Here is a 24,883-nt window from a genome sequence, read left to right as displayed (position 1 = left end):
TACCCCGAAAACATCTGCGGCAGGCGTGGTCTCGAACTTCTAGGGTGGGAAATTCGATCAGGAGGGGTGACGATGGCGAAGTATCGGGTGCCCGTTGGGGTTCATCTGGTGTTGCTCGACGCACGGGGTCGGGTGTTGTTGGGGCGCAGGGCGAATACGGGGTTCGGGGATGGGCTGTTCCATGTGCCCGCGGGGCACTTGGAGGCGGGGGAGTCGGCGGTGGCGGGGCTGATCAGGGAGGCCAGGGAGGAGGTCGGGATCGAAATCGATGCTCGGGATGTGGAATTCGCGCACGTGTTGCACAGTGACGAGCGGGTGCAGATGTTCTTCACCGTGCGCCGATGGGGCGGCACGGTCACCAACTGTGAGCTCGAAAAGTGTTCGGAACTGGGATGGTTCGAGCCCGATGCGTTGCCCGAGGAGATCGTCGACTACTGCCGGGCCGGCATCGGCATGGTGATGGAGGGCCAGGCGTTTTCGGAATACGGGTGGGAACCGGCTAGGGGCTGACGGTTTCGGGTGGTGCCGAGCGGTGGCGCAGCAGGGCGAAGACGGCGACTGCGCAGCCGAGGGCGACGGTGATCGCGACGGTGCCGGGCCCGACGCCGCGATCCACCTCCGAGGTGCGGTACCAGGAGGGCGAGTAGGCGAGTTGGCCGAAATCGCTGTCGCTCAGGGCGACTCCGATCGACGGCACGAACAGGATCGCCAGGCCGACGGTTCCGCACGCGGGCTCACCGGCACCGACGTGCCGAGGCAATACCCTGCGACACCGCCGAGAGCGAGGCAGCCGAGGGCGGCGGTGAGGGTAGCGGGTGGTGCGAAGACCTCGGCGGCGAGGACGAAGCAGGCCAGGGCGAGCACGCTCGCGGCGGCCGCCAGCGGGTGCGGGCGGCGCATGCCGATCAGTAGACCGGCGGCAGTGGCAGCAAGGGTCGCGAGGTCGACCCACCCGGAGCGCGGCAGCGTGATGACGAGGCTGCCCGCGACCGAGAAACTGCTCATCAGCACCACCAGAATGCCGTCGCGGCCGGACAGGATCATCGCGGCGGCCACGGCTGTCGCGATGGCCACGATCGAGGCGATGATCAGATAGGTCGCGCTGGTCTTGTGGGACGCCACGGCGAGCGCGGTGATGATGGTCGACGTGAAGGCGACGACAGCGGCGAACACCGGAGCCAGGGGTATGGCGGTTTCGGTGTTCGAACGGGACGGTGCCGAAGTGGTGAGTGCGAAGTACGCGAGCGCGAGCACGCTGGCCGCGATGAACCACAGGGGCAGTGTGCCGCCGAGTGCGCCGCTGAAACCGCCGGACTTCGGGTCGGTAGGGGACTGAGTGAGGTCGCCGAGGATGGTGCCGCCGAGCGCCCCGAACAGGTAGACGGTGCGCAACAGCGGTTCGGTCCACACCGCGACCGCCAGCGCGCCGACGACCACACCCGCCAACAGCGCGTCGATGAAGTTCAGGGTGGGTAGCGACAAGCCGTCGAGGTGGCCGTCGGTGCTGTCGGGGATCAGGGCCAGATGGTTCACCAGGATGCCGACCAGGGCGAGCAGTGCGGTCCAGCGGGCCGTTCGCACGCTGCCGATGGCCACGGTGACGGCGGCGGTGATCACCGCGACGAACGCGGCCCCGGTCATCGCCCGCGGCACGTTGAACACCAGCAGGTCGACGTGCAGCGACGCCGCCAACGACGCGAAACTGATCGGCAGCATGATCGCGAGCACCGCGACCATCGTGGCCACGAAGACCGTGACGGCTTCCGCTGTACAGCGAACGGTCGAAGGCTGCACCGAATCCCCGTTCTCACGGCTGACCAGGTCCGGGCGGACCGTGTCGGGCGAGCATATCCATGCCGTCACCGGCCGATCGGCTCCTCGAAACCGAACGCCCCACGTGTCGCGGAGACCGGTTCGAAGAATGAGGGTCGGCAGGTACCGGAGTTGATGGGCCCCTGATCAGAAGACCGCCACCGCGTAGACGGCGAAACCCGTCGCCGCGAGCGAGACGACCGCGCTCACGATCAGCAGCTGATTGTTGAGGCGGTGCAGCCGGTCGTGCCGGGCTCGATGCGCGAAGAAGGAGTTCGTGGGGTTGCCGTCGCCGACGAAGCAGGAGCGGGAGTCGTGCAAGGCGCGATTGGCCCGGGTCTCGGCGACGGTGGCGGCGAACAGGCTGAGTGCGCCCAGGACGGCACAGGCAATGGTGACGGCGATGACGATCATCTGAAAACTCCCCCGTGAATCGGCATAGCCGCAGCTCATGCCGGTGTTTCTCCTACCTCCTCATTCTCGCAGCGGGGTCTGACAGGTTTCAGTTCTGGCCGCTGGGCCAGAAGCGGCTCGCGTTCTGGTTGTGGATCGGCCGGGTGAGGTTGGGATCCTCGGCTTCGGTGATGCCGACCTGCATCAGCAGGATCATGGTCACCATGCTGATGGCGACGATCAGCGGCGTGAGCAGTTGGGCGGCGGTGGCGCCGGTGGCATGGGCCACGTGGGCGCTGGTGTGCGCGCTCATCGAGAACATGCCGGTGTAGTGCATGCCGGTGACGGCCACGCCCATCAGCAGGGCGGCGCCGATGGTGGCGACGAAGCCGTGGATGTGCAGGGCGAACCACAGCGCCGCGATCGAGGCGACCACCGCGATGGCCAGCGAGGCCGCGACCACGACGGGGTCGTAGATGATCTCGGCGTCGGTCTTCATCGCGTACATGCCCGCGTAGTGCATGGCGCCGACGCCGAGACCGGTGATCGTGCCGCCCACCGGCAGCGCGGCGCTGTCCCAGCTACGGCGAACCACGATGGACAATCCGAGCCACACCACACCCATGGCGACCGCGGCGCTGAACAAGGTGACGGGAACGTTGTAGCGGATGGTCACGCCGTGCACCGAAAATCCGAGCATCGCGATGAAATGCATGACCCAGATACCCGTGCCACCGAGTGCGATCGCGGCCGCGGTGAGCCAGCCGCCGTGCATGCCGGAAGCGCGCGAGCGAACCATGCAACGCAGCGCCAGCATCGACCCGATGACCGACATGACATAGGCCAGCAGGGGTGTCACCCAGCCGTAAGTGAAATGGTTGATATCCAGCACCGTCAGCTCCTAGCGTGATTTTCCGTGAGGCGTGCGATCCCTCACGAACTCGGAAAGTACGCTGGTAGAGAATTTGCCGTACTGGGTTTCTGGAAAATGTAAAGGGCTGCTGACGATGATGCGTCACTAATGCATAGTGTTCTCGATGGTGAAGCGTGCCAGTCGGTTTGGTGTGTAGTCCCAGCAAATCTGGCATCCATGGAGCAACTACCTCGGCATACGCCCAGCATCCACCTCATTTGCGGGCTGGGTCACCTTCTGTGACAGCACCAGCTGGCAGCATCTCCAGGGGTTGCCTTGCTCACAGTTCGCACACTTTGCACAGTGCGATGTGGAGGAATTCGCAGATTCATGGCACAGTGGACATCGAGACCAGGGCCGGACTATTAGGACCTAGCTCATCTACAGAAGGTTTTTGAAATGGCACAGGGTGTTGTTAAGTGGTTCAACGGCGAAAAGGGCTTCGGCTTCATCGCACAAGACGGAGGCGGCCCGGACGTCTTCGTGCATTACTCCGCGATCGGCGGCTCCGGCTTCAAGTCCCTCGAAGAGGGTCAGCGCGTGGAGTTCGAGGTCGGTCAGGGTCAGAAGGGCCCCCAGGCTCAGGACGTTCGCGCCATCTGATTCTGCGCTGAACTGCGTACGAATGTGAAGCTCCGCACCTGTTGGTGCGGAGTTTCTGCTTTGTCGGGGTAGTTGCCTCGGGTACGGGGTTACCGTAGTGCTTCGGCCCGGAAGAACTCGTCGGTGATCGCCCTGGCCGCAGTCAGGTCACGCGGGCCGCGCGAGTCGAACTCCGTTGTCGCCCTCTCGAATTCGTCGACGATGAACGCCGCGATCAGGGCGGGCGGCGCGGCCGTGCCCATCTCTCTGGTCCTCGACTTCAGTTCGGTCAGTTCGGCGATCGCCGCGACCAGGTCGACGGGCAGGTCGCACTGGTCGAGCAGGGTCGGCAGATGCATCGGTGCCACCGCCGCACCGGGATGCTCGCGCAACCAGCGCAACGCCATCGCCGGGCGCAGCGAATAGAACACCTTCTTCAAGCCACCCTTCTGTGCCTGCAGCGCCCACTGCCGCATGCCGAGGTGCAGGTAGTGCCTGGCGATGCGGTCGCGATCGGCCACCTCGGTCGCCACCTCGCGCAGTCTGGTGCGAAACGCCTCGTCGCCGCGGTAGACGATCGGTGACATCAACCACTCCACGAGCACGGCGTTGCCCGCGACCAGCAGGCGCAACGCCTTCGCCAGATCCCAGCCGTTCACGTCGAGCAGACCGATCAGCGGGGTTTCGATCACGTCGCGGGTGCGCCACGGCGAGAGGTAGGTCTCGAGGCCGGCCACGTAGACGAAACGGCAGTCGTAATCGGAGTCCGGCGAGGGGAAACCCCAAGCGCGACTGCCACTTTCGACGGCCAGACGCACCGCGACGTTGTGCTCGGCCGCTACCTGGTCGAGCACGGTGTCGACGGCGGCCACCACGGCGGGGTCCATCGAGTCGGGGACAGTGCGCAAGGACATGAGGTGATGGTAAGGGTGACCGTGCCCACCGTTCACCCGGTTTTCGGGCAGGGGGGTAAGGACAGCCTGCGGTGGCCGACTATTCTGGGCGGCGGTAACTGCCGACCCCTCTCTTCCCCAGGAGTACCCCACTGTGAGCCAAGCAGGCCGTCCAGTAGTTCTGATCGCCGACAAGCTCGCCCAGTCGACCGTCGACGCACTCGGTGACGGTGTCGAGGTTCGCTGGGTCGACGGCCCGGACCGCGTCGCCCTGCTCGCCGCGGTGCCCGACGCCGACGCGATTCTCGTGCGCTCCGCCACCACCGTCGACGCCGAGGTGCTCGAGGCAGGCAAGAAGCTGCAGATCGTGGCTCGTGCCGGTGTCGGCCTCGACAACGTCGACGTGCCCGCCGCCACCGAGCGTGGCGTGATGGTCGTCAACGCGCCGACCTCCAACATCCACACCGCCGCCGAGCACGCCGTCACGCTGCTGCTCTCGGCCGCGCGTCAGATCCCGGCCGCCGACGCCACCCTGCGTGAGAAGACCTGGCAGCGCAGCAAGTTCAACGGTGTCGAGATCCTCGGCAAGACCGTCGGCGTGATCGGCCTCGGCCGCATCGGACAGCTGTTCGCGCAGCGTCTGGCCGCCTTCGAGACCAAGATCGTCGCCTACGACCCCTACACCTCGCCCGCGCGCGCCGCCCAGCTGGGCATCGAGCTGCTGACCCTGGACGAGGTGCTCGAGCGCGCCGACTTCATCTCCATCCACCTGCCCAAGACCCCCGAGACCAAGGGCATGCTCAACGCGACGACCCTGGCCAAGACCAAGCCGGGCGTCATCATCGTCAACGCCGCGCGCGGTGGGCTGATCGACGAGCAGGCCCTCGCCGACGCGATCAAGTCCGGCCACGTGCGTGCCGCTGGCCTCGACGTGTTCGAGACCGAGCCGTGCACCGACTCGCCGCTGTTCGACCTCCCGCAGGTCGTCGTGACCCCGCACCTCGGTGCCTCCACCTCGGAGGCGCAGGACCGCGCTGGCACCGATGTCGCCAAGTCGGTGCTGCTGGCGCTGGCAGGTGAGTTCGTGCCCGGCGCGGTGAACGTCACCGGTGGTGCCGTGAACGACGAGGTCGCGCCGTGGCTCGATGTCGTGCGTAAGCAGGGTGCGCTGCTGGGTGCCATCGCCAACGAGCTGCCCGTCAGCGTCGAGGTGCAGGTTCGTGGCGAGCTGTCTTCGCAGGACGTGGCTGTGCTCGAGCTGTCGGCGCTGCGCGGGGTGTTCTCGGCGCTGGTCGAGGATCAGGTCACCTTCGTCAACGCCCCGGCGCTGGCCAAGGAGCGTGGCATCACCGCCACCGTCACCGCCGCCTCGGAGAGCCCGACTCACCGCAGCGTCGTCGACCTGCGCGCCGTGTTCGGTGACGGTTCGACGCTGAACGTGGCGGGCACGCTGACCGAGCCGAACCTGGTCGAGAAGATCGTCAACATCAACGGGCGCAACTACGACATGCGTGCCGAGGGCCTGAACCTGGCGGTGCTGAACTACAGCGACAAGCCGGGCGCGCTCGGCAAGATCGGCACGCTGCTGGGCGAGGCCGAGATCGACATCCTGGCCGCGCAGCTGAGCCAGGACGTGGATGCCGAAGGTGCCACCGTGGTCCTGCGTGTCAACGCCGACGTACCGGCCGCGGTGCAGACCGCGATCGCTGAGGCAGTTGGCGCGTCCAAGGTCGTCCTGGTCGACCTGGTCTGAGTTTTGACGTCCCGGCCTGAGCCGGGACATCGGCAGCTGCGCGCCGTCACCCCACGGTGGCGGCGCGCAGCTGCTATCCCGGCGGCGCGGGCCGTGACCGGGCAGCGCTCGTCTGCCGAACGCCCCGGCGCGATCCGCCACCGACTTCGAACGGAGCAGTTCATGAAACTCGCAGTTATCGCCGGTGACGGCATCGGTCCCGAGGTCATCGCCGAGGCGCTCAAGGTGCTCGACGTGGTGGTGCCCGGTGTGGAGAAGACCGAGTACGACCTGGGTGCCGCGCGTTACCACCGCACCGGGGAGATCCTGCCCGAGTCGGTGCTGCCCGAACTCAAGCAGCACGACGCGATTCTGCTCGGCGCGATCGGCGATCCGTCGGTGCCCAGCGGTGTGCTCGAGCGTGGGCTGCTGCTCAAGACCCGTTTCGCTCTCGATCACCACGTGAACCTGCGGCCGTCGAAGCTACACCCTGGCGTCACCAGCCCGCTGTCCGGAAATCCGGATATCGACTTCGTGGTCGTGCGTGAGGGCACCGAGGGCCCCTACACCGGCACCGGTGGCGCGATCCGCGTCGGCACCCCGCACGAGGTGGCCACCGAGGTCTCCAACAACACCCGCTTCGGCATCGAGCGCGTGGTGCGCTATGCCTTCGCGACCGCGCAGGCCCGCCGCAAGCACCTCACCCTGGTGCACAAGAACAATGTGCTCACCTTCGCGGGCTCGCTGTGGCAGCGCACCGTCGACGAGGTCGCGGTCGAATTCCCTGATGTGACAACGGCTTACCAGCACATCGACGCCGCCACCATCCACATGGTGACCGACCCGGGCCGCTTCGATGTGATCGTCACCGACAACCTGTTCGGCGACATCATCACCGACCTCGCCGCCGCCGTCAGCGGTGGCATCGGCTTGGCCGCCTCGGGCAATATCGACGCCTCGGGTGTGAACCCGTCGATGTTCGAGCCGGTCCACGGCAGCGCCCCCGATATCGCGGGCCAGTCCAAGGCCGACCCCACCGCCGCCATCCTGTCGGTCTCGTTGCTGCTCAACCACCTCGGCAACACCGAAGGGGCTGCTCGGATCGAATCCGCGGTGGCCAAGGATCTGGCCGGCCGCTCCGGCACCGCCACCACCGTGGAGGTCGGCGACCGGATCGCCGCCATCGTCTGATCCGCTCAGCCTGCGCCGATCGCTGAGTCTCAGGCTTCGAGGATCAGCAGGGTGCTGTCGGATTCGTTGGTGGCATAGAGGGTGTGGGTCTCGGGGTCGATCGCGACGGCCGAGATGCCACTGCCCGCTTCGATCGTGTTGATGACGGTGCAGTTTCGGGTGTCGATGACGGAGATGGTGCCGTCGTCGATGTTCGTGGCGTAGGCGGTGTGGATCGTCGGGTCGACGGTGATGCCGATGGGCTTGGCGCCCACGGGAATCCTGATCATCTGGTGGGTGGTCAGGTCGATCATCGACACCAGGTCGCTCTTCTCGTGGGTGACGTAGGCAGACTGGGTGGTCGGGTCGACTGCGATCCGGCCGGGCGCGGGGGCGGTGTCGACCTTCGCGATCACCTGCCGGGAATCGGTGTCGACGACGACGACCTGTCCCGCGTTGATCGCGGCGACGTAGAGGCGGTGGGCCGCGGGGTCGACGGCCATTCCCCACGGGTACGCGGGCATCGCGATGGTGGCGACCACGCGCTTGGTGCGGCCGTCGATCACGGTGACCTGGTTGTCGTCGGGGTTCACCGCGTACACGATGTGCGCGACGTCGTCGACCACCACCCTGGCCGTTGTCTTGCCGACCGGAATAGTCACTACCGCATGGGTTTTCGTGTCGATGGCGGACACGCTGTGGCTGCCGATGTCTGCGGTGTAGAGGGTGTGCGCGTCGGCGTCGAGTGCCAGGCCGACCGGGGTTTTGCCGACCTGGATGACGGCGGTGACGGTGTGGCTCTCGGTATCGATCGCGGTGACCGAATTCAGGTCGGAATTGGTGACATACACGGTCTTCGTCGCGGCATCGAGGACGACGGCTGTCGGGGTCTTGCCGACGGAAACCGTTGCGCTGATGCGGGTTACGGGAGTGGTGGGCGCTGTGGAGGTGGGCGCGATCGCGGAATTCGGTGTGTCGGAAGCGGAACCGTGATCTCGCGGGATGAACAGCACTGCCGCGGCGAGCATCAGCAGTACGGCGACGACACCGAGGCCCGCGAGGAGTGGTCGACGCGCGGACCCGCGATGCGGATCGGCAACGGGCGCAGGGGTTTCGGGTCGGTAGGGCTGCGGGGTGAAGTGTTGTTGCGCCCTGGGGTCGGTCATCGGTGTTGTGCCGCTGGGGATCTGCGTCCTGCCGGTGTCATGCATCGGCCGGGTGCGATCGGGGTCGGTGTCGGGCCAGGTGGATCGGGCGGGGTTCGTACCAGCGGGGATCGGCGTGGCGGGGTTGGTGCCTGGGTGGACAGGGATAGCGGGGTCGGACGTGGATGGGATGGGGGTCGCCGGGTGGGCGGTCGGCTGGACCCGGGCTCCTGGGTTCGTTGTCGGGCGGACGGGGGTGGCCGAGGTCTGGGTGGACGGGGCGCCGGTGGGGTTCGGCTGTGGGTGAGGGGTGGCCCGGGTCCGGATTCCCGTCGCCGGGTTGGTCGAGGGCCGGGTAGTGGCGGAGGTCGTTGTCGGACGCGGGTCGGGGGGCAGGTTGCTCGCGTCGATGGCGGGGCGGTATCCGGTGGCGCCCATCCGGCGGCCGTAGTCCGCGACTGCGGCTTGGGCGGCGTAGGCCAGTTCGCCGCAGGTCTGGTAGCGGCGGTCGCGGTCCTTGGCGAGGGCGGTGGCGATCACGTGGTCGAGGCCGGCGGGCAGCTCGCGTGCCCCCAGTTCGTAGGCGACTTGCCTGGCGCTGGGGATGGGTGCGCTCAGGTGGCCGTGGAGCAACTGCATCGGCGTGGTGCCCCGGTACGGCAGTACGCCGGTCAACAACTGAAACAGCGTGCAGCCCAAGGAATAGACGTCCGCGCGCTCGTCTGCTTCGACCGTGTTGTCGAACTGCTCCGGTGCCGCGTAGGGCAGGCTCGCCAGGACCGTGCCGGTGGAGGTGAGACCCCTGGTGTCGGCCAACGACTTCGCGATGCCGAAATCGGCGAGCAGGACGCGCTCGTCGTGGCCGGGCAGGGCGGTGGCGAGCAAGATGTTGGCCGGTTTGACGTCGCGGTGCAGCACCCCGTGGGAGTGCGCGTAATCGAGCCCCTTGCCCGCCTCCGCGACGATCCGCACCGCCCGCTCGGCGGGCACCGTGCCTGCCCTGGCCAACTCGGCCGCGTCACCGCCTGCCACGTACTGCATCGAGATCCACAGTTGGCCGTTCTCGCGGCCTTGGTCGTACACACCGACGATGTTCGGGTGCTCGAGCTGGGACACATTGTCGGCTTCGCGCATGAATCGCGCCTGAATGCTCTCGTCGAAGATGTCGCGATTGAGCAGCTTCAACGCGGTCAACCGGGGCAGCCGAGGATGGCGCGCCAAGTACACGACGCCCATTCCGCCCCGACCGAGGACGCGTTGGATCACGTATCCGGCGAACAGCTGTTCCGGCGCGAGCTCTTGCATGCTGAGAATTCTGACCTCCCGGTGCCGCGACCGTGAGGTTCCGGTCGATCTGTGTTGTGACGGTGTATCGCGGGAGATCGCGTCAGCGTTCACAATTGCCCCACTATTTTCGTGGTTCTCCTGGAACCAGGGGCACCGCTGCCAGCGCGGCGACAGCGGCGAGGGCGTACACGACGGGGAAGCCGGTTGCGGTGATGACGGCGCCGAAAAGCGGTGGGACGGCGGCTATTGCGAGGTTCTGGCCGGTGTTCTGGATACCGAGACCGCGGCCGCTCCAGAACGGGCCCGCGATTTCGGCGACGGCGGTGAAGGCTAAACCGTTGTCGGACACCGAGATCACCGACGCCGCGACCATCAGCGGGATGGCTGCCCACCACCAGTCGGTCCATGCGGTGACGGCCAGGGCGGCCATGGTGACAGCGGCGGCGATGGCTACCTGGCGCAGGGGAGTGAGGCGGGAGCCGACGTGATCGGACCATGCCCCGGCGCCGATTCTTCCTGCTGCGCCGAGGAATTGGGTCACCGTCATCAAGGCGCCCGCAGCGGCCAGTGACCAGTCCAGGTCGCTGTGCAGCCACAGCAGGCCGAAGGTCCACAGAGTGCCCTGGGGGATGACGAGCAGGATCGAGACACCGTGGATTCGCCACAGGGTGGAATCGCCGCGGTAGGGGTTCGTGCGATCGGCGGCTTTGGTGGGTGGACGCGGCGGGTCGACGACGCCGATCAGGCAGCCGATCGCCGCGACGCCCGCCATGATCGCGGGGACGAGCAGGGCGGCGGCGATGCCGTGATGCTGGGCCACCCACGGGATGGTCATTGCGCCGATGCCGACCCCGAGCGGTTGCGCGGCCTGGCGGATGCCCATCGCCACGCCGCGCCGGTCCGGCGGAAACCAGCCGACGATCAACCGGCCACTGGCACCGTTGGAGCTGGCAGCGCCGATACCGCCGATGAACAGCAGCGCGGCGAACGCCACCGGGTTGTCGACCACAGCCGCGGCCACGCCCGCCACGAACATCAGCAGCGCGCCGGCCACCAACACGATGCGCTCGCCGATCCGGTCGACCACATACCCCCAAGCGATCAGGGTGCAGACCAGACCAACGGTCGGTAATGCCACCAGGGCGCCCGCGGACGCGAGGGAATCTCCGCGCGCGGTGAGCGCGGGCAGCAGGAACGGGGTGCCGTGGATGAAGATCGAACTCGAAGTCTGCGCGAAAACGCCGAGGCCGAGCATCAACCAGCGTCTGCCGTCACGGATCTGCGTCACGTCCGCCGCGTCTTTCACGTTTGTCACCTCGCCGAATTGCACGATTGCATCTCATTCTATGAGATCGTTGTCTCAGTGGCTGAACATCTGAGTTCACGCTACACCGATGACCCGTGAATGTTGCCCACCGGAAAGGTGTCTGACAGGTCACATCGCGCCCCTGCGCGAATCCCACACGGCGGCAGTGGCTTCGAATCACATCGGTGTGAGCTTTCCCGCACTGCGTCAGGGTTGCTATCGAGTGAGCCCGGTCGCGCCACGGGTGCGTTCGGGCAGGTAGCCACGTCTCGATAGACTCCGGAGCATGCGCTTAGGTCGAGTTGCCAGTCCCGATGGAGTCGCTTTCGTCAGCATCGAAGGCGACGGCGGCGATGCCGTCGCCAAGGAGATCGCCGAACATCCGTTCGGCACGCCGACGTTCACCGGACGGAGCTGGCCGCTGGCCGACATCCGTCTGCTGGCGCCGATCCTGGCGAGCAAAGTGATCTGCATCGGCAAGAACTACGCCGCCCACGCGGCCGAAATGGGTGGCGAGGCGCCGGTGGATCCGGTGATCTTCATCAAGCCCAACACCTCGATCATCGGGCCGAACGCCTCGATCATCCTGCCGCCCAGCTCTTCTCAGGTCGACTACGAGGGCGAGCTGGCCGTGGTGATCGGCCGTCCGTGTAAGGACGTGGTCGCGGCCAAGGCCTCCGAGGTGATCCTCGGCTACACCGTCGCCAACGACGTGACCGCCCGTGACCAGCAGCGCCACGACGGTCAGTGGACCCGGGCCAAGGGCTACGACACCTTCTGCCCGCTCGGCCCGTGGATCGAAACCGCGCTGGACCCAAGCGATCTGGAGATCACCACCGAGGTCGACGGCGAGGTCCGCCAGCGCAGCCGCACTTCGCTGTTCCTGCACGACATTCCGAAGATCATCGAGTGGATCAGCTCGGTGATGACGCTGCTGCCCGGTGACGTGATCCTCACGGGCACACCGGAAGGCGTCGGTCCGCTGCAGGCCGGGCAGAGCGTATCGGTCACCGTCGAGGGCATCGGCACCCTCACCAATCCTGTTGCCACCAAGCGCTGAAACCAGCGAAAGAAGAGAGTCATGACTGAAGTACGGGTCCGTTTCTGCCCGTCGCCGACCGGCACGCCGCACGTCGGCCTGGTGCGCACGGCGCTGTTCAACTGGGCGTTCGCGCGCCACCACGGCGGAAAATTCGTGTTCCGCATCGAAGACACCGACGCCGCACGCGATTCCGAGGATTCCTACCGCGCGCTGCTCGATGCGCTGCGCTGGCTGGGGCTGCAGTGGGACGAGGGCCCCGAGGTCGGCGGACCGTATGAGCCCTACCGCCAGTCGCTGCGCCGCGATCAGCATCTCGACGTGGTGCGCCGGTTGCTGGAAGCCGGCGAGGCCTATGAGGCGTTCTCGACGCCGGAGGAAGTCGAGGCTCGTCATCGTGCCGTCGGCCGCGATCCGAAACTCGGCTACGACAATTTCGATCGCGACCTCAGCGCCGAGCAGATCGCGGCGTACAAAGCCGAGGGTCGCCCGGCTGTCATTCGTTTGCGGATGCCGGATGTTGATCTCGCGTGGAACGATCTGGTGCGCGGAGAAACCACGTTCAAAGCAGGAACCATCCCCGATTTCGCGCTCACCCGCGGCAATGGCGACCCGCTCTACACATTGGTGAATCCGGTCGACGACGCGATGATGCGGATCACCCATGTGTTGCGCGGTGAGGATCTGCTCTCCTCGACGCCGCGTCAGTTGGCGCTGTATGCCGCGCTGCAGCGTATCGGGGTTGCCGAGTTCACGCCCGAGTTCGGCCATCTGCCGTTCGTCATGGGACAGGGCAACAAAAAGCTGTCCAAGCGTGACCCGGAATCGAATCTGTTCCTTCATCGCGACCGCGGATTCATCCCCGAGGGTTTGCTGAATTACCTCGCCCTACTCGGCTGGAGTATCGGCGAGGACCGCGATGTTTTCTCCATGGCGGAAATGGTCGCGGCGTTCGACATTTCGACGGTGAATTCGAATCCGGCCCGCTTCGATCAGAAGAAGGCCGACGCGATCAACGCCGAGCAGATTCGCCTTCTCGAGCCCGCCGATTTCGGCGAGCGTTTGCGCGAGTTCCTCACCGCGCAGGGTCACATCGGGGCCGAAATCGACGAGAAGACCTTCCTGGTCGCCGCCGAACTCGTGCAGACCCGGATCGTGGTGCTCGGTGACGCGTGGGACCTGTTGAAATTCCTGTTCGTCGCCCCCGGGGAGTTCGCGATCGACCAGGCCGCGGGCACCAAGAACCTCGGTGCCGACGCCGACCCCGTGCTGGACGCCGCAATCGCCGCTGTGGAGCCGCTGGGCGAGTGGACCACCCCCGCACTGGAGGAGGCGCTGAAAAAGGCGCTGATCGACGATCTGGGGCTCAAGCCGCGCAAGGCCTTCGCGCCGGTGCGGGTGGCGGTGACGGGCTCGCACATCAGTCCGCCGCTGTACGAGTCGATGGAATTGCTCGGCCGCGAGGCTTCGCTGGATCGGCTGCGGGCCGCCCGTGGTTGGGTGCCTGCCGCGCAGTAGCTGTGGAGGGCGGGTGCGGCCATCGCGTCGCATCCGCTCCGAGGCTCGAAAACGGCCGAAAAGCGGCTTCTGACCAGGCGATTTGTAGTTTACCCCCTAGTGTTTGGTAATCTTCTCATCGCTGCGGAACACGGCCTCGCAACACCGACAACCACTCGGTGGAGATTGCAAGGCTGGGCGTTTCGGTCTTTGGGGTATGGTGTAATTGGCAACACAGCTGTTTCTGGTACAGCCATTCTAGGTTCGAGTCCTGGTACCCCAGCAAGGTTTCACATTGTGAGATCGTCCTGGCCCCGTCGTCTAGCGGCCTAGGACGCCGCCCTCTCAAGGCGGTAGCGCGGGTTCGAATCCCGTCGGGGCTACAAAGCCGAGTAAGGCCCCCGGTCGAATCCGACCGGGGGCCTTCTTGCGTTTACAGCCGCTTGTGCAATGCCTCGGCAGCCGCGACCAGATCAGCCGCCCAGCGCGCGCCCGGCCTGCGACCCATCCGATCGATCGGGCCCGACACCGACACTGCGGCCACGATCACACCGCCCGCGTCGCGCACCGGCGCCGAGACGCTCGCCACCCCTTGCGCCCGTTCTGCGGCACTCTGCGCCCAGCCGCGCTTGCGCACCTCGGCCAGCGCGCGATCGCCGAACACCGCGTCGGCGAGGACCGTGCGCTGCAGCTCGGGATCGGCCCACGCCAGCAACACCTTCGCCGCCGAACCCGCGGTGAGCGGCAGTCGCGAACCGATCGGCACCGTGTCACGCAGGCCGACCGGCGGCTCCAGTGCGGCGATGCAGACGCGGGCATGCCCGTCGCGGCAGTACAGCTGGACGCTCTCGCCGGTGATCTCACGCAGGCGGGGCAGAATGGCAGCCGCGGCCTCCACCAGTGGATCGGCCGCCCCCGCCGACAACTCGGTGAGCGCGGGCCCCGGACGCCACAATCCGTTGCCGTCACGGGCCAGCAGCCGATGCGTTTCCAGCCCGACCGCCAGCCGATGCGCGGTGGCGCGTGGCAGGCCGGTGCGGGTGCACAGGTCGTTGAGACCGCAGGGCTCGTCGGCGACGGCGTAGAGCACCGCCACGGCTTTGTCGAGAACACCGATACCGCTATGCTGTCTCATAGAACGATACTAACGTCTCAAATGCTGAGATACCAAGTATGCCCGTCGAAAGGTGATCAAGCAATGGCCGAGCGCGCTCGCACACTGGCCGAGAAGGTGTGGGAACAGCACGTCGTCGTCACTGGCGAAGGCGAGGGTTCTTCCCGCGAACCCGATCTGATCTACATCGATCTGCACCTCGTGCACGAGGTGACCAGCCCGCAGGCCTTCGACGGGCTACGCGCGGCAGGCCGTCCGGTGCGCCGCACCGATCTCACCATCGCCACCGAGGACCACAACGTCCCCACGGCCGATATCGACAAGCCGATCGCCGACCTCGTCTCGCGCACCCAGGTGGAGACGCTGCGTCGCAACTGCGCCGAATTCGGCGTGCGGCTGCACTCGATGGGCGATGTGGAACAGGGCATCGTGCACGTGGTCGGTCCGCAGCTCGGTCTGACCCAGCCCGGCATGACCGTCGTCTGCGGCGACAGCCACACCTCCACCCACGGCGCGTTCGGCGCACTCGCGATGGGCATCGGCACCAGCGAGGTCGAGCACGTGCTCGCCACTCAGACGTTGTCGCTGCGTCCGTTCAAGACGATGGCCATCACCGTCGACGGCGAATTGGCGCCCGGCGTCACGAGCAAGGACCTGATCCTCGCTGTGATCGCCGAGATCGGCACCGGCGGCGGCCAGGGCTATGTCCTCGAGTACCGCGGCGAGGCGATTCGCAAGCTGTCGATGGAAGCGCGGATGACCATCTGCAACATGTCCATCGAAGCGGGCGCACGCGCGGGCATGATCGGTCCCGACGAGACCACCTACGAATTCCTGAAGGGCCGCCCGCACGCGCCCCAGGGAGCCGACTGGGATGCCGCAGTGGCCTCCTGGGACGCGCTGGTCACCGACGAAGGCGCCGAATTCGACGCCGAGGTCCACATCGACGCGAGCACACTCACCCCGTTCGTCACCTGGGGCACCAACCCCGGTCAGGGTCTGCCGCTGGGCGCGAACGTGCCCGACCCGGCCCAGATCGCCGACGAGAACGAGCGCGAATCCGCCGAGAAGGCCTTGCGCTACATGGACCTGACGCCGGGGATGCCGTTGCGTGAGGTGAGCGTCGACACCGTCTTCGTCGGCTCCTGCACCAACGGCCGGATCGAGGATCTGCGTGCCGTCGCCGATGTCCTGAAGGGCCGCCGGGTCGCCGAGGGCGTGCGAATGCTGGTTGTGCCCGGCTCGATGCGGGTGCGCGCGCAGGCGGAAAAAGAAGGACTCGGCGAGATTTTCACCGCCGCGGGCGCGGAATGGCGTCAGGCGGGCTGCTCGATGTGCCTTGGTATGAATCCCGATCAGCTCGAGCCGGGCCAGCGCTGCGCGTCGACCTCGAACCGCAATTTCGAGGGGCGACAGGGCAAGGGCGGTCGCACGCACCTGGTCTCGCCGCTGGTCGCGGCCGCGACGGCGGTCCGCGGAACGCTGTCCTCGCCGGCTGATCTGGCCTGAGTCACACCGATCATCTACAGATCGAAAGGGAATCGTTATGGAAGCCTTCACCGTTCACAAAGGCATCGGTGTGCCGCTGCGCCGGTCCAATGTCGACACCGATCAGATCATCCCCGCCGTTTACCTGAAGCGCGTGACCCGAACGGGTTTCGAGGACGGCTTGTTCGCCGGCTGGCGCGCCGACCCGGAGTTCATTCTCAACACCGAGCCGTACAAGCACGGCAGTGTGCTGGTGGCAGGCCCGGATTTCGGCACCGGTTCTTCGCGTGAGCACGCCGTGTGGGCGCTGTCGGACTACGGCTTTCGGGTGGTCATCTCGTCTCGTTTCGCCGACATCTTCCGTGGAAATGCGGGTAAGGGCGGGCTGTTGGCCGCGCAGATGTCACAGAACGATGTCGAAATGCTCTGGAAGCTGATCGAGGAACAGCCCGGCATCGAATTGGTTGTCGACCTGTCCGCGCGCACCGTCACAGCGGGAACCGTCGTGTTGCCGTTCGATATTGACGACTACACCCGCTGGCGTCTGCTGGAGGGTTTGGACGATGTCGGCCTCACGCTGCGCCGCGCCGACGAGATCGGCGAGTTCGAAAAGGGAAGGCCGTCATGGAAACCCGTGACGCTCCCGGAGCCTATTTCACCGGCGTAATCAGCTGGGGCGCTTAGGCGCGCATCCCGGGCGGTGGTAGCTGGACGTGTGCTAAACCACATGAATTTTGGCGTGGCACATAGACTCTTGCTCAAACTGGGTTTACCGTGGTACCTAGTCGGTCCGACGACGGGCCATTAGTCTGCGGAGGATTCAATGAACAAGGCGGAACTGATCGACGTTCTGACCGAAAAGTTGGGTACGGACAGGCGGACGGCTACCGCGGCTGTCGAGAATGTTGTCGACACCATCGTCCGTGCCGTGCACAAGGGTCAAAGCGTCACCATCACCGGATTCGGTGTGTTCGAACAGCGCAAGCGTGCTCCCCGGGTTGCCCGTAACCCGCGTACCGGTGAAACCGTGAAGGTGAAGGCCACTTCGGTGCCTGCCTTCCGACCGGGCGCACAGTTCAAGGCGGTCATCGCGGGCAAGCAGAAGCTGACCGCCTCCGGGCCTGCCGTCAAGCGCGGCGCGAATGCCCCGGTGGCGGCGAAGAAGGCGGCAGCGAAGAAGACCGCGGCGAAGAAGACCGCGGCCAAGAAGGCGACGCCGTCGAAGGGTCCTGCCAAGACCACGGCCCGCAAGGCCGCCACCAAGGCTCCTGCCGCCAAGAAGACCACGGCGGCGAAGACGGCGGCCAAGAAGACCACGGCGGCAAAGAAAGTGACGGCGGCCAAGAAGGCGCCTGCCAAGAAGGTCACGGCCGCCAAGACCACGGCGGCCAAGAAGACCACTGCTGCGAAGAAGGCTCCTGCAAAGAAGACTGCTGCCAAGAAGACTGCCGCCCGTCGTGCTCGTTGATCCTGCCGCAGCGGGATCAGGTCGGGGAATGTGCACTTAACCGCATCACCCACCACTGGACCGAGAACGGCCCCGGGAATCCCGGGGCCGTTTCGGCTGTTTCGCGGTAGGTCGCGCGACTTCAGGTGGTGACGATTGCCGTCGACAGTGCGCGGTCCATATGGTCCGCGGCGACCAATCGGTCCCCGACGAACGACAATGCCCACACGCTGCCCTTGCGATTGCGCGCCGAGGGCAGCGTGAGGCCGCCCCGCTCGGCGAGCCACTGCGTCAGATCCGGAATCACCCCGCCCTGACTACACACCACCGGCACACCCCGATCTGTTACCAACGACAGAAATCGTTGCCGCGCCGCGCTTTTCGCTGAATCGTAACCTTTCTCGGAAAACATTGGCTCGCAATTGATTTCGGCGTCGAGCTGTTCTGCCAAGGGGGTCACGGTTTGGATGCAGCGCAGTGGATCGGCGGAATAGATCTCGGATGCGCCGAACGCCAACAGATTCGGCGTCAAACCCTTCGCCTGCTGTTCCCCGGCGGCCTCGAGTGGTCGTAGGTCGTCGGGTCCGTCGAAGTGGTTGCGCTTGCCCGCCTTGGCGTGGCGCACCAGCAGCACGGTGTCGGTGCGGGCAGGCAGCCGGGCGAAGATCCGCACGATCTGGCGATCCATCGGATACGACAGCTGGTCCATCACCTGCGCCAGCGGGTACCAGCGCAACTGGTCGACCTCGTCGTTGACTGCGAAGTCGCCCTCGGCCGCTTCGGCGGCCCAGTAGTCCACTCGCTTGAGCTGACGGTGCCCTGGGATCGGATAGGTGACATGGCCGAGATAGCGCCCCAGCGTGCACGGTAGGCCGGTTTCCTCGCCTACCTCGCGCACCGCCGCGACCACCGGGGTCTCGCCGGGATCGAGCTTGCCCTTCGGCAGTGACCAGTCACCGTATTTCGGCCGGTGGATGACACCGATCTCCGGCCCGTCGGTCCCCGCGCGCCACAAAACCGCGCCTGCCGCATGGATATTGGGCCGCACTCGCGGATCGCGCAACGACGCGTCCTGTGCGCTCACGGCTGATCGGGGCGACGCTGACGCATGAGGAAGGCCTGGTGATCACGCACCTGGTCGGCCTCGACATCGGTCGGACTGGCCTGCCAGGTCCCGTCCGGGAGCAGGATCCAGCAGCGGGTCGCCGGATCGAGCGCGGAGTCGAACACCTGCGCGAGCTGAGCCACGAGTTTGGGATCCTTCACCTGCACCATCACTTCGACGCGGCGGTCGAGGTTACGGTGCATCATGTCGGCGCTGCCGATCCAAGTCTGTTCTTGCGCACCGAATTCGATGAGGCGGGAGTGTTCGAGGAATCGGCCCAGGATCGAGCGCACCTCGATGTTCTCGCTCAGGCCGGGCACCCCTGCCCGCAGTCCGCAGATGCCGCGCACCACGATCTGCACCGGCACGCCCGCCTGGGAGGCGCGGTAGAGGGCGTCGATGATCTGTTCGTCGACGATCGCGTTGGCCTTGATCCGGATGCGGGCAGCCAAACCCTGTCCGGCCAGCTCGATTTCGCGATCGATCCGCTCGATGATGCCCGCGCGCACGCCAAGTGGGGCGACCATCAGGTTGCGGTAGTCGTCCTTGCGGGAGTAGCCGGTGAGCGAGTTGAACAGGTCGGTGAGGTCGGCACCGATTTCCGGTGCGGCGGTGAACAACCCGACGTCCTCGTACAGGCGTGCGGTCTTGGGGTTGTAGTTGCCGGTGCCGATGTGGCAGTAGCGGCGGATCGTGGAACCCTCGCGGCGCACCACCAGGCAGGTCTTGCAGTGGGTCTTGAGGCCCACCAGGCCGTAGACCACGTGCACGCCCGCCTGTTCCAGCTCGCGTGCCCACTTGATGTTGGCCTGCTCGTCGAAGCGGGCCTTGATCTCGACCAGCGCGACGACCTGCTTGCCCGCCTCGGCGGCATCGATCAGCGAGTTGATGATGGGGGAGTCACCGGAGGTGCGGTAGAGCGTCTGCTTGATCGCGAGCACCTGCGGATCGGCGGCGGCCTGTTCGATGAAGCGCTGCACGCTGGTGGAGAAGGAGTCGTAGGGGTGGTGCACCAGCACGTCGCCCTCGCGCAGCGCGGCGAAGACATTGCGTGGGGTCTCGCGCTCGCCGAACGCCGCCGGGGTGGCCGGAACGTAGGGCGCGTCCTTGAGTTCGGGGCGGTCGACGCCGTACACCTGCCACAGGCAGGACAGGTCGAGCAGACCGGGCACCTGGATCACATCGGCGGGGTCGACCTCTAACTCACGTAGTAGCAACTCCAGCATGTGCTCGGTCATGTCGTCGGAGACCTCGAGGCGCACCGGCTTGCCGAAACGGCGGCGGGCGAGTTCGCGCTCCATGGCCTGCAACAGGTCTTCGTCGCGGTCTTCGTCGACCTCGAAGTCGGCGTTGCGGGTGATCCGGAACGAATGCGTCTCCACCACGGTCAGACCGGGGAACAACAGGTCCAGGTGGGCGGCGATGAGGTCTTCCATCGGCAGGAACGCCGCGATCGCCGAGGGGGCGCCGGTGCGGCGGACGCGCACGAAGCGGTCGACGTTGTCGGGCACCTTCACGCGGGCGAAGTGCTCGCCGCCGGTGCCGGTGTCGCGCACGGTCACGGCCAGGTTGAGGCTCAGGCCGGAGATGTAGGGGAACGGGTGCGCGGGATCGACGGCCAGCGGTGTGAGGACCGGGAACACCTGGTCGGTGAAGTAGTTCGAAAGGCGTTCGCGCTCATCGTCGTCGAGATTGCTCCAGCCGATGATGTCGATGCCCTCGGCGGCCAGCGCCGGGTTCACGTCGTCGATGAAGACGCCTGCGTGGCGATCGGCGAGCTCCTGGGCGCGGGCGGTGATCATCTCCAGCTGCTCCGACGGTGAGCGACCGTCGGCCGAGCGCACCGAGAGACCGGTTTCGGCACGGCGTTTCAAACCGGCCACGCGCACCATGTAGAACTCGTCGAGATTGGACGCGAAGATCGCGAGGAACTTGGCCCGCTCCAGCAACGGCAGCGAGGCGTCCTCGGCCAAGGCCAGGACGCGGGCATTGAAGTCGAGCCAGCTCAGCTCGCGATTGAGGTAGCGATCTCGGGGCAACCGCTGCGTGCTCGCATCACCGCCCGAGGCGATGGCGGCCGCAGGTGGCGGGGAAATCGGGGGCAGTTGCTTGATGGTTTCCGTGTCGCTCACGGAATCAATCATCCCTCGAGGAAGGGGCCTTGCGCATCACGACATTGCACGTTTCATCCCAATCGGTCTGTCGGCGGCGATCGGTTAGCACACGGTGCGAACGGGATCACTTCTGTGCGATGAGAATCCGAACGCGCGCAGCGTCGAGGTGGTGAATTCACCGACGCCCAGCGCGCGAACGGCGTCGAGATCCTCGGGGGTGTCGACGTCGCAGCGCAGGCCAGGCCAGTGACCGGCCAGTTCCACGGCGCCCGCGTCGCGGTGGGCGCGCGCGGAATCGGCGCCGAAGCGGGGCTCGAGCAACTGCGCGGCATCGCGAACCAGCAATGCGGCGGTGCCGGTGCCCGTGTGATCGATCACCATCGAGCGGGCGCCGACCGGTGCGACGGTCAGCACGTCGGCCAGTTCGGACGCGCGAAGGGCGGGCAGATCGGCTTGCAGGGCGAGCAGGTGGGTGGGGCCGTGGCGATCGCGCACGTCCGCGGCGCCTGCGGTGAGCGCGGTATTGAGCGGATCGGCACCGGCCGCGGGTTCGTCGAGCACGTGCGCGCCGAGCTCGCGGGCGCGGGCGGCGATCAGCGGATCCGGGGTGACCACCGTGAGCGAGGACAGCGCGGGAACAGCGGTGGCGGCCACCACGGTGTCGGTGAACATGGCCAGCACGAGCCGGGCGCGCTGCTCGGTGCTGAGCAGACTCGCGAGCCTGCTCTTGGCCCGGTCGATGTGTTTGACCGCCATCACGGCGTGCACGGTGTGCATGGCTTCGATCCTTGCATGGCATATTGGGCTGATGACGAGGGCGGCGGTAATGGGTGCGGGGTCGTGGGGTACGGCGTTCGCGAAGGTGTTGGCCGATGCGGGGACCGACGTCACGATCTGGGCCAGACGCGCCGAGGTGGCGCAGGCGCTCGATACCGAGCATCGCAATCCGTTCTACCTGCCCGGTGTGCAGTTGCCGCCGGTGCGTGGCACCGATGACCATCGGATCGCCCTCGACGGGGCGGATCTGGTGGTGCTGGCGGTGCCGTCGCAGTCGTTGCGGGCGAACTTGGACCTGTGGAAGGGCGATATCGGCTCCGATGCCACCTTGCTGAGTCTGGCCAAAGGGATCGAGACCGGGACGCTGCTGCGGATGAGTCAGGTGATCGCGGAGGTCACCGGCGCCGAACCGAGCCGGATCGCGGTGCTCTCCGGTCCGAATCTGGCGCACGAGATCGTCGAACGTCAGCCTGCGGCGACGGTGATCGCGTGCACCGACACCGAGCGCGCCGGAGTGGCGCAACGGGCGTGTGCCACCGGATACTTCCGGCCCTACACCAACACCGACGTGATCGGCTGCGAGATCGGTGGTGCGTGCAAGAACGTCATCGCCCTTGCGTGCGGCATCGCGTCGGGCATGGGTCTGGGCGACAACTCCGTCGCCAGTCTGATCACGCGCGGGCTCGCCGAGGTCATGCGGCTCGGCGTCGCGCTCGGGGCGCAGCCGGTGACGCTGGCCGGACTTGCCGGCGTGGGCGATCTGGTGGCTACCTGTACTTCGCCGCTGTCGCGCAACCGGTCCTTCGGGTACGCGCTCGGGGCCGGTGGAACGATGGCCGCGGCGCAGGAAGCGACCAATGGGCAGGTGGCCGAAGGTGTGAAGTCGTGCACATCGGTGCGGGCCCTCGCCGCCGAGCGCGGGGTGGAGATGCCGCTCACCGACGCCGTGCACAGGGTGTGCCATGAGGGGCTATCGGTGAGCGAGGCGGTCGGCAGCCTGCTCGGCAGGCGGATCAAACCCGAATAAGGGCGAATACCCCACGGCGGCGCGAACCTACTACGGTGACGTTCATGACGGAACGGATCAGGGTAGCTGTGGTCTTCGGCGGGCGCAGCAGCGAGCACGCCGTCTCGTGCGTGTCGGCGAGCAGCGTGCTGCGCAACCTCGATCCGGCGCGCTACGAGGTGGTGCCGATCGGCATCACCCCCACCGGTGGCTGGGTACTGGCCGACGGGATCGGCGAACTGGCGCTGAGTCACGGGGTGCAGCCGCAGGTCGATGCGTCGGGGACCGCCCTCACCTTGGCCGCTGACCCGAGTCGGTCCGGTGCGCTGGTCGCCCTCGACTCCAACGCTGTGCTCGGCAATGTCGACGTGGTGTTCCCGATCCTGCACGGCCCCTTCGGCGAGGACGGCACCCTGCAGGGGATGCTCGAACTGGCCGGGATTCCCTATGTCGGTGCGGGCGTGCTCGCCAGTGCGGCGGGCATGGACAAAGAGTTCACCAAGAAATTGCTGGCGGCCGAAGCCTTACCCGTCGGCATTCAGGTCGTGCTGCGGCCGGGCGTCGAAACGCTGTCTGCGGACGACCGGGCGCGGATCGGGCTGCCCGCCTTCGTGAAGCCCGCGCGCGGCGGTTCCTCGATCGGCATCACCAAGATCACCGACTGGGCCGAGCTGCCCGCGGCCATCGACGCCGCCCGTGCGCACGACCCGAAGGTGATCATCGAAGCGGGCATCGTCGGACGCGAAGTCGAGTGCGGCGTACTGGAATTCGCCGACGGCACGGTGCGGGGCAGCGTGGTCTCCGAGATCAGGATGCCCGACGCCGACTCCGCCGCACCCGAGTTCTACGACTTCGCCACCAAATACCTCGACGACGTGTGCGAATTCGATGTGCCCGCCAAGCTCGACGACGACGTCGCCGACGAGATCCGGGAACTGTCGGTGCGGGCGTTCCGTGCGCTGGACTGCCAGGGGCTGGCCCGGGTCGACTTCTTCGTCACCGAGAACGGGCCGGTGATCAACGAGATCAACACGATGCCCGGCTTCACGCCGATCTCGCAGTACCCGCGGATGTGGGAAGCCACCGGGATCGACTACCCGACGCTGGTGTCGACGCTGATCGAGACAGCGGTCGCCCGCGGGACCGGGCTGCGCTAGTTCTGTTCGGCCGCAGGGCTTTCGGCTTCGACGTGCTCGAAAGTCCCACGGCGACAGCTGGTTAGCTCAGAGTTCGCCTGGAGTCGGTTCGCGGGCAGGCAGATTCGCGTTGATGGTGTCGGAGACGGTCTGGACCGCGCTGGTGCCGGAGCCGTCGGGGACGGTCAGCGCGATGTAGGTCTCGCGGTCTACGGCGAACCAGGTGCCGGTCGCGGCGGCCTCGTCGCGGATCTGGAACCACTTCACGCCGTCGATGACGGTGAGCGGGGACGCGCGGTTGAATTCGAGGGGGCGGTCGAGGCCGCAGCGCAGGGTGATCGGGTCGCCGCCATCCGGGAGCTGCCAGGCGCGGGTGGCCGGCGGGGCGGGTTCTGCGAGGGTGGACTTGGTGTAGTCGCCGAGGTCGGCGGGCAGGGCCGGGAGCAGGGCCTGGCAGGCGGGGCCGTCAGCGGCGGGAGCCGGGATGGTGCTGAGGGCGAGCGGGTCGCGTTCGACGGGGGCGCGTAGGGCGATGAAGGCTGCGACCAGTACAGCGACGATCAGGACGACGGGCAGGGCGACCGCGGTGGCGATCAGCGCGGGCGAGTGATGCGACTCGAAATCGGCGCCGTCGTCCGAGTCGTCGGTTTCCGGATCAGCGCCAGCGGTCGCGTGTTCGATATCGCCGGTGGTCGAGGTGGTGTTCGCGGTGTCGGCTGCCGCGGCCGGGGTCTGCTTGTCGATCGACGGTTTCGCCTCGGCAGTGGCGGAGTTCTCGGGGGTGGTCGCCTCGTCGCGATCCTCCGGTGTCGAGTCCGCCATAGCTGAGTGGTCCTTTCCGTTCGCGGGTTCGCGTGCACCGTCGGTGGTGCTCGATCGCCTCCGAAAGGGTACCGTCGGGGCGATTTCGTCGGTCAGCAGCACAGC

General features: G+C 66.8%; 23 protein-coding genes and 2 tRNA genes. 13 read left to right on the top strand and 12 right to left on the bottom strand.

Features of this window, described 5'->3' with window-relative positions; all coding sequences use genetic code 11:
* Positions 1 to 72: 72 nt before the first annotated feature.
* A complete protein-coding gene (locus tag ACFW6D_RS03875; protein WP_379324465.1) occupies positions 73 to 510 on the top strand; it encodes an NUDIX domain-containing protein in 438 nt (145 codons plus the stop codon).
* Here ACFW6D_RS03875 and ACFW6D_RS03870 read toward each other — a convergent pair.
* From ACFW6D_RS03870 to ACFW6D_RS03855, 4 genes are all read right to left on the bottom strand, one after another.
* Entirely contained in the window at positions 500 to 697 is a 198-nt protein-coding gene (locus ACFW6D_RS03870) for a hypothetical protein (protein WP_379324463.1), read from the bottom strand. The two genes, ACFW6D_RS03875 and ACFW6D_RS03870, sit on opposite strands and share 11 nt — an antisense overlap.
* Complete coding sequence (locus ACFW6D_RS03865; protein ID WP_379324461.1) at positions 673 to 1,863, bottom strand: hypothetical protein; 1,191 nt, start codon at positions 1,861 to 1,863, stop codon at positions 673 to 675. The genes ACFW6D_RS03870 and ACFW6D_RS03865 overlap by 25 nt, the downstream gene beginning before the upstream one ends.
* Before the next feature lie 96 nt (positions 1,864 to 1,959).
* A complete protein-coding gene (locus ACFW6D_RS03860) occupies positions 1,960 to 2,226 on the bottom strand; it encodes a hypothetical protein (RefSeq protein WP_379324459.1) in 267 nt (88 codons plus the stop codon).
* Between the two features lie 88 nt (positions 2,227 to 2,314).
* Entirely contained in the window at positions 2,315 to 3,097 is a 783-nt protein-coding gene (locus tag ACFW6D_RS03855) for an MHYT domain-containing protein (protein ID WP_379324457.1), read from the bottom strand.
* A 420-nt stretch (positions 3,098 to 3,517) separates the two neighbouring features.
* Between ACFW6D_RS03855 and ACFW6D_RS03850 the strand changes: the two genes are divergently transcribed.
* Entirely contained in the window at positions 3,518 to 3,721 is a 204-nt protein-coding gene (locus ACFW6D_RS03850; RefSeq protein ID WP_056812000.1) for a cold-shock protein, read from the top strand.
* An 89-nt stretch (positions 3,722 to 3,810) separates the two neighbouring features.
* Here the strand turns inward: ACFW6D_RS03850 and ACFW6D_RS03845 are convergent, their stop codons facing one another.
* Complete coding sequence (locus tag ACFW6D_RS03845) at positions 3,811 to 4,614, bottom strand: DNA polymerase beta superfamily protein (protein ID WP_379324455.1); 804 nt, start codon at positions 4,612 to 4,614, stop codon at positions 3,811 to 3,813.
* Between the two features lie 133 nt (positions 4,615 to 4,747).
* Between ACFW6D_RS03845 and serA the strand changes: the two genes are divergently transcribed.
* Positions 4,748 to 6,346, top strand: coding sequence for a phosphoglycerate dehydrogenase (gene serA, locus ACFW6D_RS03840; RefSeq protein ID WP_379324453.1), 1,599 nt, complete (start codon positions 4,748 to 4,750; stop codon positions 6,344 to 6,346).
* A gap of 162 nt (positions 6,347 to 6,508) precedes the next feature.
* Complete coding sequence (locus ACFW6D_RS03835) at positions 6,509 to 7,516, top strand: 3-isopropylmalate dehydrogenase (protein ID WP_379324451.1); 1,008 nt, start codon at positions 6,509 to 6,511, stop codon at positions 7,514 to 7,516.
* A gap of 29 nt (positions 7,517 to 7,545) precedes the next feature.
* Here ACFW6D_RS03835 and ACFW6D_RS03830 read toward each other — a convergent pair whose 3' ends face one another.
* Both ACFW6D_RS03830 and ACFW6D_RS03825 read right to left on the bottom strand, forming a co-directional pair.
* Complete coding sequence (locus tag ACFW6D_RS03830) at positions 7,546 to 9,945, bottom strand: protein kinase (RefSeq protein WP_379324449.1); 2,400 nt, start codon at positions 9,943 to 9,945, stop codon at positions 7,546 to 7,548.
* A 103-nt stretch (positions 9,946 to 10,048) separates the two neighbouring features.
* Complete coding sequence (locus ACFW6D_RS03825; RefSeq protein ID WP_379325028.1) at positions 10,049 to 11,182, bottom strand: MFS transporter; 1,134 nt, start codon at positions 11,180 to 11,182, stop codon at positions 10,049 to 10,051.
* Between the two features lie 337 nt (positions 11,183 to 11,519).
* Between ACFW6D_RS03825 and ACFW6D_RS03820 the strand changes: the two genes are divergently transcribed.
* The 4 genes from ACFW6D_RS03820 (at position 11,520) to ACFW6D_RS03805 (ending at position 14,152) form a co-directional block, all read left to right on the top strand.
* Positions 11,520 to 12,293, top strand: a complete 774-nt coding sequence (locus ACFW6D_RS03820) for a fumarylacetoacetate hydrolase family protein (protein ID WP_379324447.1) — start codon at positions 11,520 to 11,522, stop codon at positions 12,291 to 12,293.
* Positions 12,294 to 12,314: 21 nt separating this feature from the next.
* Complete coding sequence (gene gltX, locus ACFW6D_RS03815; RefSeq protein WP_379324445.1) at positions 12,315 to 13,790, top strand: glutamate--tRNA ligase; 1,476 nt, start codon at positions 12,315 to 12,317, stop codon at positions 13,788 to 13,790.
* Positions 13,791 to 13,980: 190 nt separating this feature from the next.
* Positions 13,981 to 14,052 (top strand) — tRNA-Gln (locus ACFW6D_RS03810).
* Between the two features lie 27 nt (positions 14,053 to 14,079).
* Positions 14,080 to 14,152: transfer RNA gene (locus ACFW6D_RS03805), tRNA-Glu, on the top strand.
* Positions 14,153 to 14,202: 50 nt separating this feature from the next.
* Here the strand turns inward: ACFW6D_RS03805 and ACFW6D_RS03800 are convergent.
* Complete coding sequence (locus ACFW6D_RS03800; RefSeq protein WP_379234662.1) at positions 14,203 to 14,904, bottom strand: IclR family transcriptional regulator; 702 nt, start codon at positions 14,902 to 14,904, stop codon at positions 14,203 to 14,205.
* A gap of 63 nt (positions 14,905 to 14,967) precedes the next feature.
* Here ACFW6D_RS03800 and leuC point away from each other — a divergent pair, with 63 nt between their 5' ends.
* The 3 genes from leuC to ACFW6D_RS03785 all read left to right on the top strand — a co-directional run bounded on the left by leuC (position 14,968) and on the right by ACFW6D_RS03785 (position 17,839).
* Positions 14,968 to 16,392, top strand: coding sequence for a 3-isopropylmalate dehydratase large subunit (gene leuC / locus ACFW6D_RS03795; RefSeq protein ID WP_379324443.1), 1,425 nt, complete (start codon positions 14,968 to 14,970; stop codon positions 16,390 to 16,392).
* Positions 16,393 to 16,429: 37 nt separating this feature from the next.
* On the top strand, positions 16,430 to 17,038 hold the full coding sequence (gene leuD / locus ACFW6D_RS03790) for a 3-isopropylmalate dehydratase small subunit (RefSeq protein ID WP_379234666.1): 609 nt from the start codon (positions 16,430 to 16,432) through the stop codon (positions 17,036 to 17,038).
* A gap of 156 nt (positions 17,039 to 17,194) precedes the next feature.
* On the top strand, positions 17,195 to 17,839 hold the full coding sequence (locus ACFW6D_RS03785) for an HU family DNA-binding protein (protein ID WP_379234668.1): 645 nt from the start codon (positions 17,195 to 17,197) through the stop codon (positions 17,837 to 17,839).
* Between the two features lie 121 nt (positions 17,840 to 17,960).
* On the opposite strand, the gene ACFW6D_RS03780 is transcribed toward ACFW6D_RS03785, so the two are convergent.
* From ACFW6D_RS03780 to cofC, 3 genes are all read right to left on the bottom strand, one after another.
* Entirely contained in the window at positions 17,961 to 18,902 is a 942-nt protein-coding gene (locus ACFW6D_RS03780; RefSeq protein WP_379324441.1) for an NUDIX domain-containing protein, read from the bottom strand.
* Positions 18,899 to 21,067, bottom strand: a complete 2,169-nt coding sequence (locus tag ACFW6D_RS03775) for an RNA degradosome polyphosphate kinase (RefSeq protein WP_379324439.1) — start codon at positions 21,065 to 21,067, stop codon at positions 18,899 to 18,901. Before ACFW6D_RS03775 ends, ACFW6D_RS03780 begins: the two co-directional genes overlap by 4 nt.
* Positions 21,068 to 21,139: 72 nt before the next feature.
* Positions 21,140 to 21,814, bottom strand: a complete 675-nt coding sequence (cofC, locus tag ACFW6D_RS03770) for a 2-phospho-L-lactate guanylyltransferase (protein ID WP_379324437.1) — start codon at positions 21,812 to 21,814, stop codon at positions 21,140 to 21,142.
* Positions 21,815 to 21,845: 31 nt separating this feature from the next.
* Between cofC and ACFW6D_RS03765 the strand changes: the two genes are divergently transcribed.
* Positions 21,846 to 22,841 (top strand): NAD(P)H-dependent glycerol-3-phosphate dehydrogenase, encoded by a 996-nt coding sequence (locus ACFW6D_RS03765; RefSeq protein WP_379324435.1) that lies wholly within the window; start codon positions 21,846 to 21,848, stop codon positions 22,839 to 22,841.
* 44 nt (positions 22,842 to 22,885) lie between these two features.
* The gene (locus tag ACFW6D_RS03760) at positions 22,886 to 23,977 is read left to right on the top strand and encodes a D-alanine--D-alanine ligase family protein (RefSeq protein ID WP_379324433.1); all 1,092 of its coding nucleotides are present in this window, start codon (positions 22,886 to 22,888) and stop codon (positions 23,975 to 23,977) included.
* Between the two features lie 66 nt (positions 23,978 to 24,043).
* Here the strand turns inward: ACFW6D_RS03760 and ACFW6D_RS03755 are convergent, their stop codons facing one another.
* Positions 24,044 to 24,778: a DUF3515 domain-containing protein gene (locus tag ACFW6D_RS03755; protein WP_379324431.1), complete on the bottom strand. Its 735-nt coding sequence runs from the start codon at positions 24,776 to 24,778 to the stop codon at positions 24,044 to 24,046.
* Between the last annotated feature and the right edge of the window lie 105 nt (positions 24,779 to 24,883).

The organism is Nocardia sp. NPDC058705 (assembly GCF_042749305.1).
Taxonomy (GTDB): domain Bacteria; phylum Actinomycetota; class Actinomycetes; order Mycobacteriales; family Mycobacteriaceae; genus Nocardia.
This window is presented reverse-complemented; position numbering and strand designations above follow the sequence as displayed.

Excerpts from the sequence above, each read along its gene's own strand:
- ACFW6D_RS03875 (WP_379324465.1), top strand. The coding sequence starts at position 73 with ATGGCGAAGTATCGGGTGCCCGTTGGGGTTCATCTGGTGTTGCTCGAC.
- ACFW6D_RS03860 (WP_379324459.1), bottom strand. The coding sequence starts at position 2,226 with ATGATCGTCATCGCCGTCACCATTGCCTGTGCCGTCCTGGGCGCACTC.
- ACFW6D_RS03850 (WP_056812000.1), top strand. The coding sequence starts at position 3,518 with ATGGCACAGGGTGTTGTTAAGTGGTTCAACGGCGAAAAGGGCTTCGGC.
- ACFW6D_RS03845 (WP_379324455.1), bottom strand. The coding sequence starts at position 4,614 with ATGTCCTTGCGCACTGTCCCCGACTCGATGGACCCCGCCGTGGTGGCC.
- ACFW6D_RS03835 (WP_379324451.1), top strand. The coding sequence starts at position 6,509 with ATGAAACTCGCAGTTATCGCCGGTGACGGCATCGGTCCCGAGGTCATC.
- ACFW6D_RS03830 (WP_379324449.1), bottom strand. The coding sequence starts at position 9,945 with ATGCAAGAGCTCGCGCCGGAACAGCTGTTCGCCGGATACGTGATCCAA.
- ACFW6D_RS03825 (WP_379325028.1), bottom strand. The coding sequence starts at position 11,182 with ATGCTCGGCCTCGGCGTTTTCGCGCAGACTTCGAGTTCGATCTTCATC.
- ACFW6D_RS03820 (WP_379324447.1), top strand. The coding sequence starts at position 11,520 with ATGCGCTTAGGTCGAGTTGCCAGTCCCGATGGAGTCGCTTTCGTCAGC.
- gltX (WP_379324445.1), top strand. The coding sequence starts at position 12,315 with ATGACTGAAGTACGGGTCCGTTTCTGCCCGTCGCCGACCGGCACGCCG.
- ACFW6D_RS03800 (WP_379234662.1), bottom strand. The coding sequence starts at position 14,904 with ATGAGACAGCATAGCGGTATCGGTGTTCTCGACAAAGCCGTGGCGGTG.
- leuC (WP_379324443.1), top strand. The coding sequence starts at position 14,968 with ATGGCCGAGCGCGCTCGCACACTGGCCGAGAAGGTGTGGGAACAGCAC.
- leuD (WP_379234666.1), top strand. The coding sequence starts at position 16,430 with ATGGAAGCCTTCACCGTTCACAAAGGCATCGGTGTGCCGCTGCGCCGG.
- ACFW6D_RS03785 (WP_379234668.1), top strand. The coding sequence starts at position 17,195 with ATGAACAAGGCGGAACTGATCGACGTTCTGACCGAAAAGTTGGGTACG.
- ACFW6D_RS03775 (WP_379324439.1), bottom strand. The coding sequence starts at position 21,067 with ATGATTGATTCCGTGAGCGACACGGAAACCATCAAGCAACTGCCCCCG.
- cofC (WP_379324437.1), bottom strand. The coding sequence starts at position 21,814 with ATGCACACCGTGCACGCCGTGATGGCGGTCAAACACATCGACCGGGCC.
- ACFW6D_RS03765 (WP_379324435.1), top strand. The coding sequence starts at position 21,846 with ATGACGAGGGCGGCGGTAATGGGTGCGGGGTCGTGGGGTACGGCGTTC.
- ACFW6D_RS03760 (WP_379324433.1), top strand. The coding sequence starts at position 22,886 with ATGACGGAACGGATCAGGGTAGCTGTGGTCTTCGGCGGGCGCAGCAGC.
- ACFW6D_RS03755 (WP_379324431.1), bottom strand. The coding sequence starts at position 24,778 with ATGGCGGACTCGACACCGGAGGATCGCGACGAGGCGACCACCCCCGAG.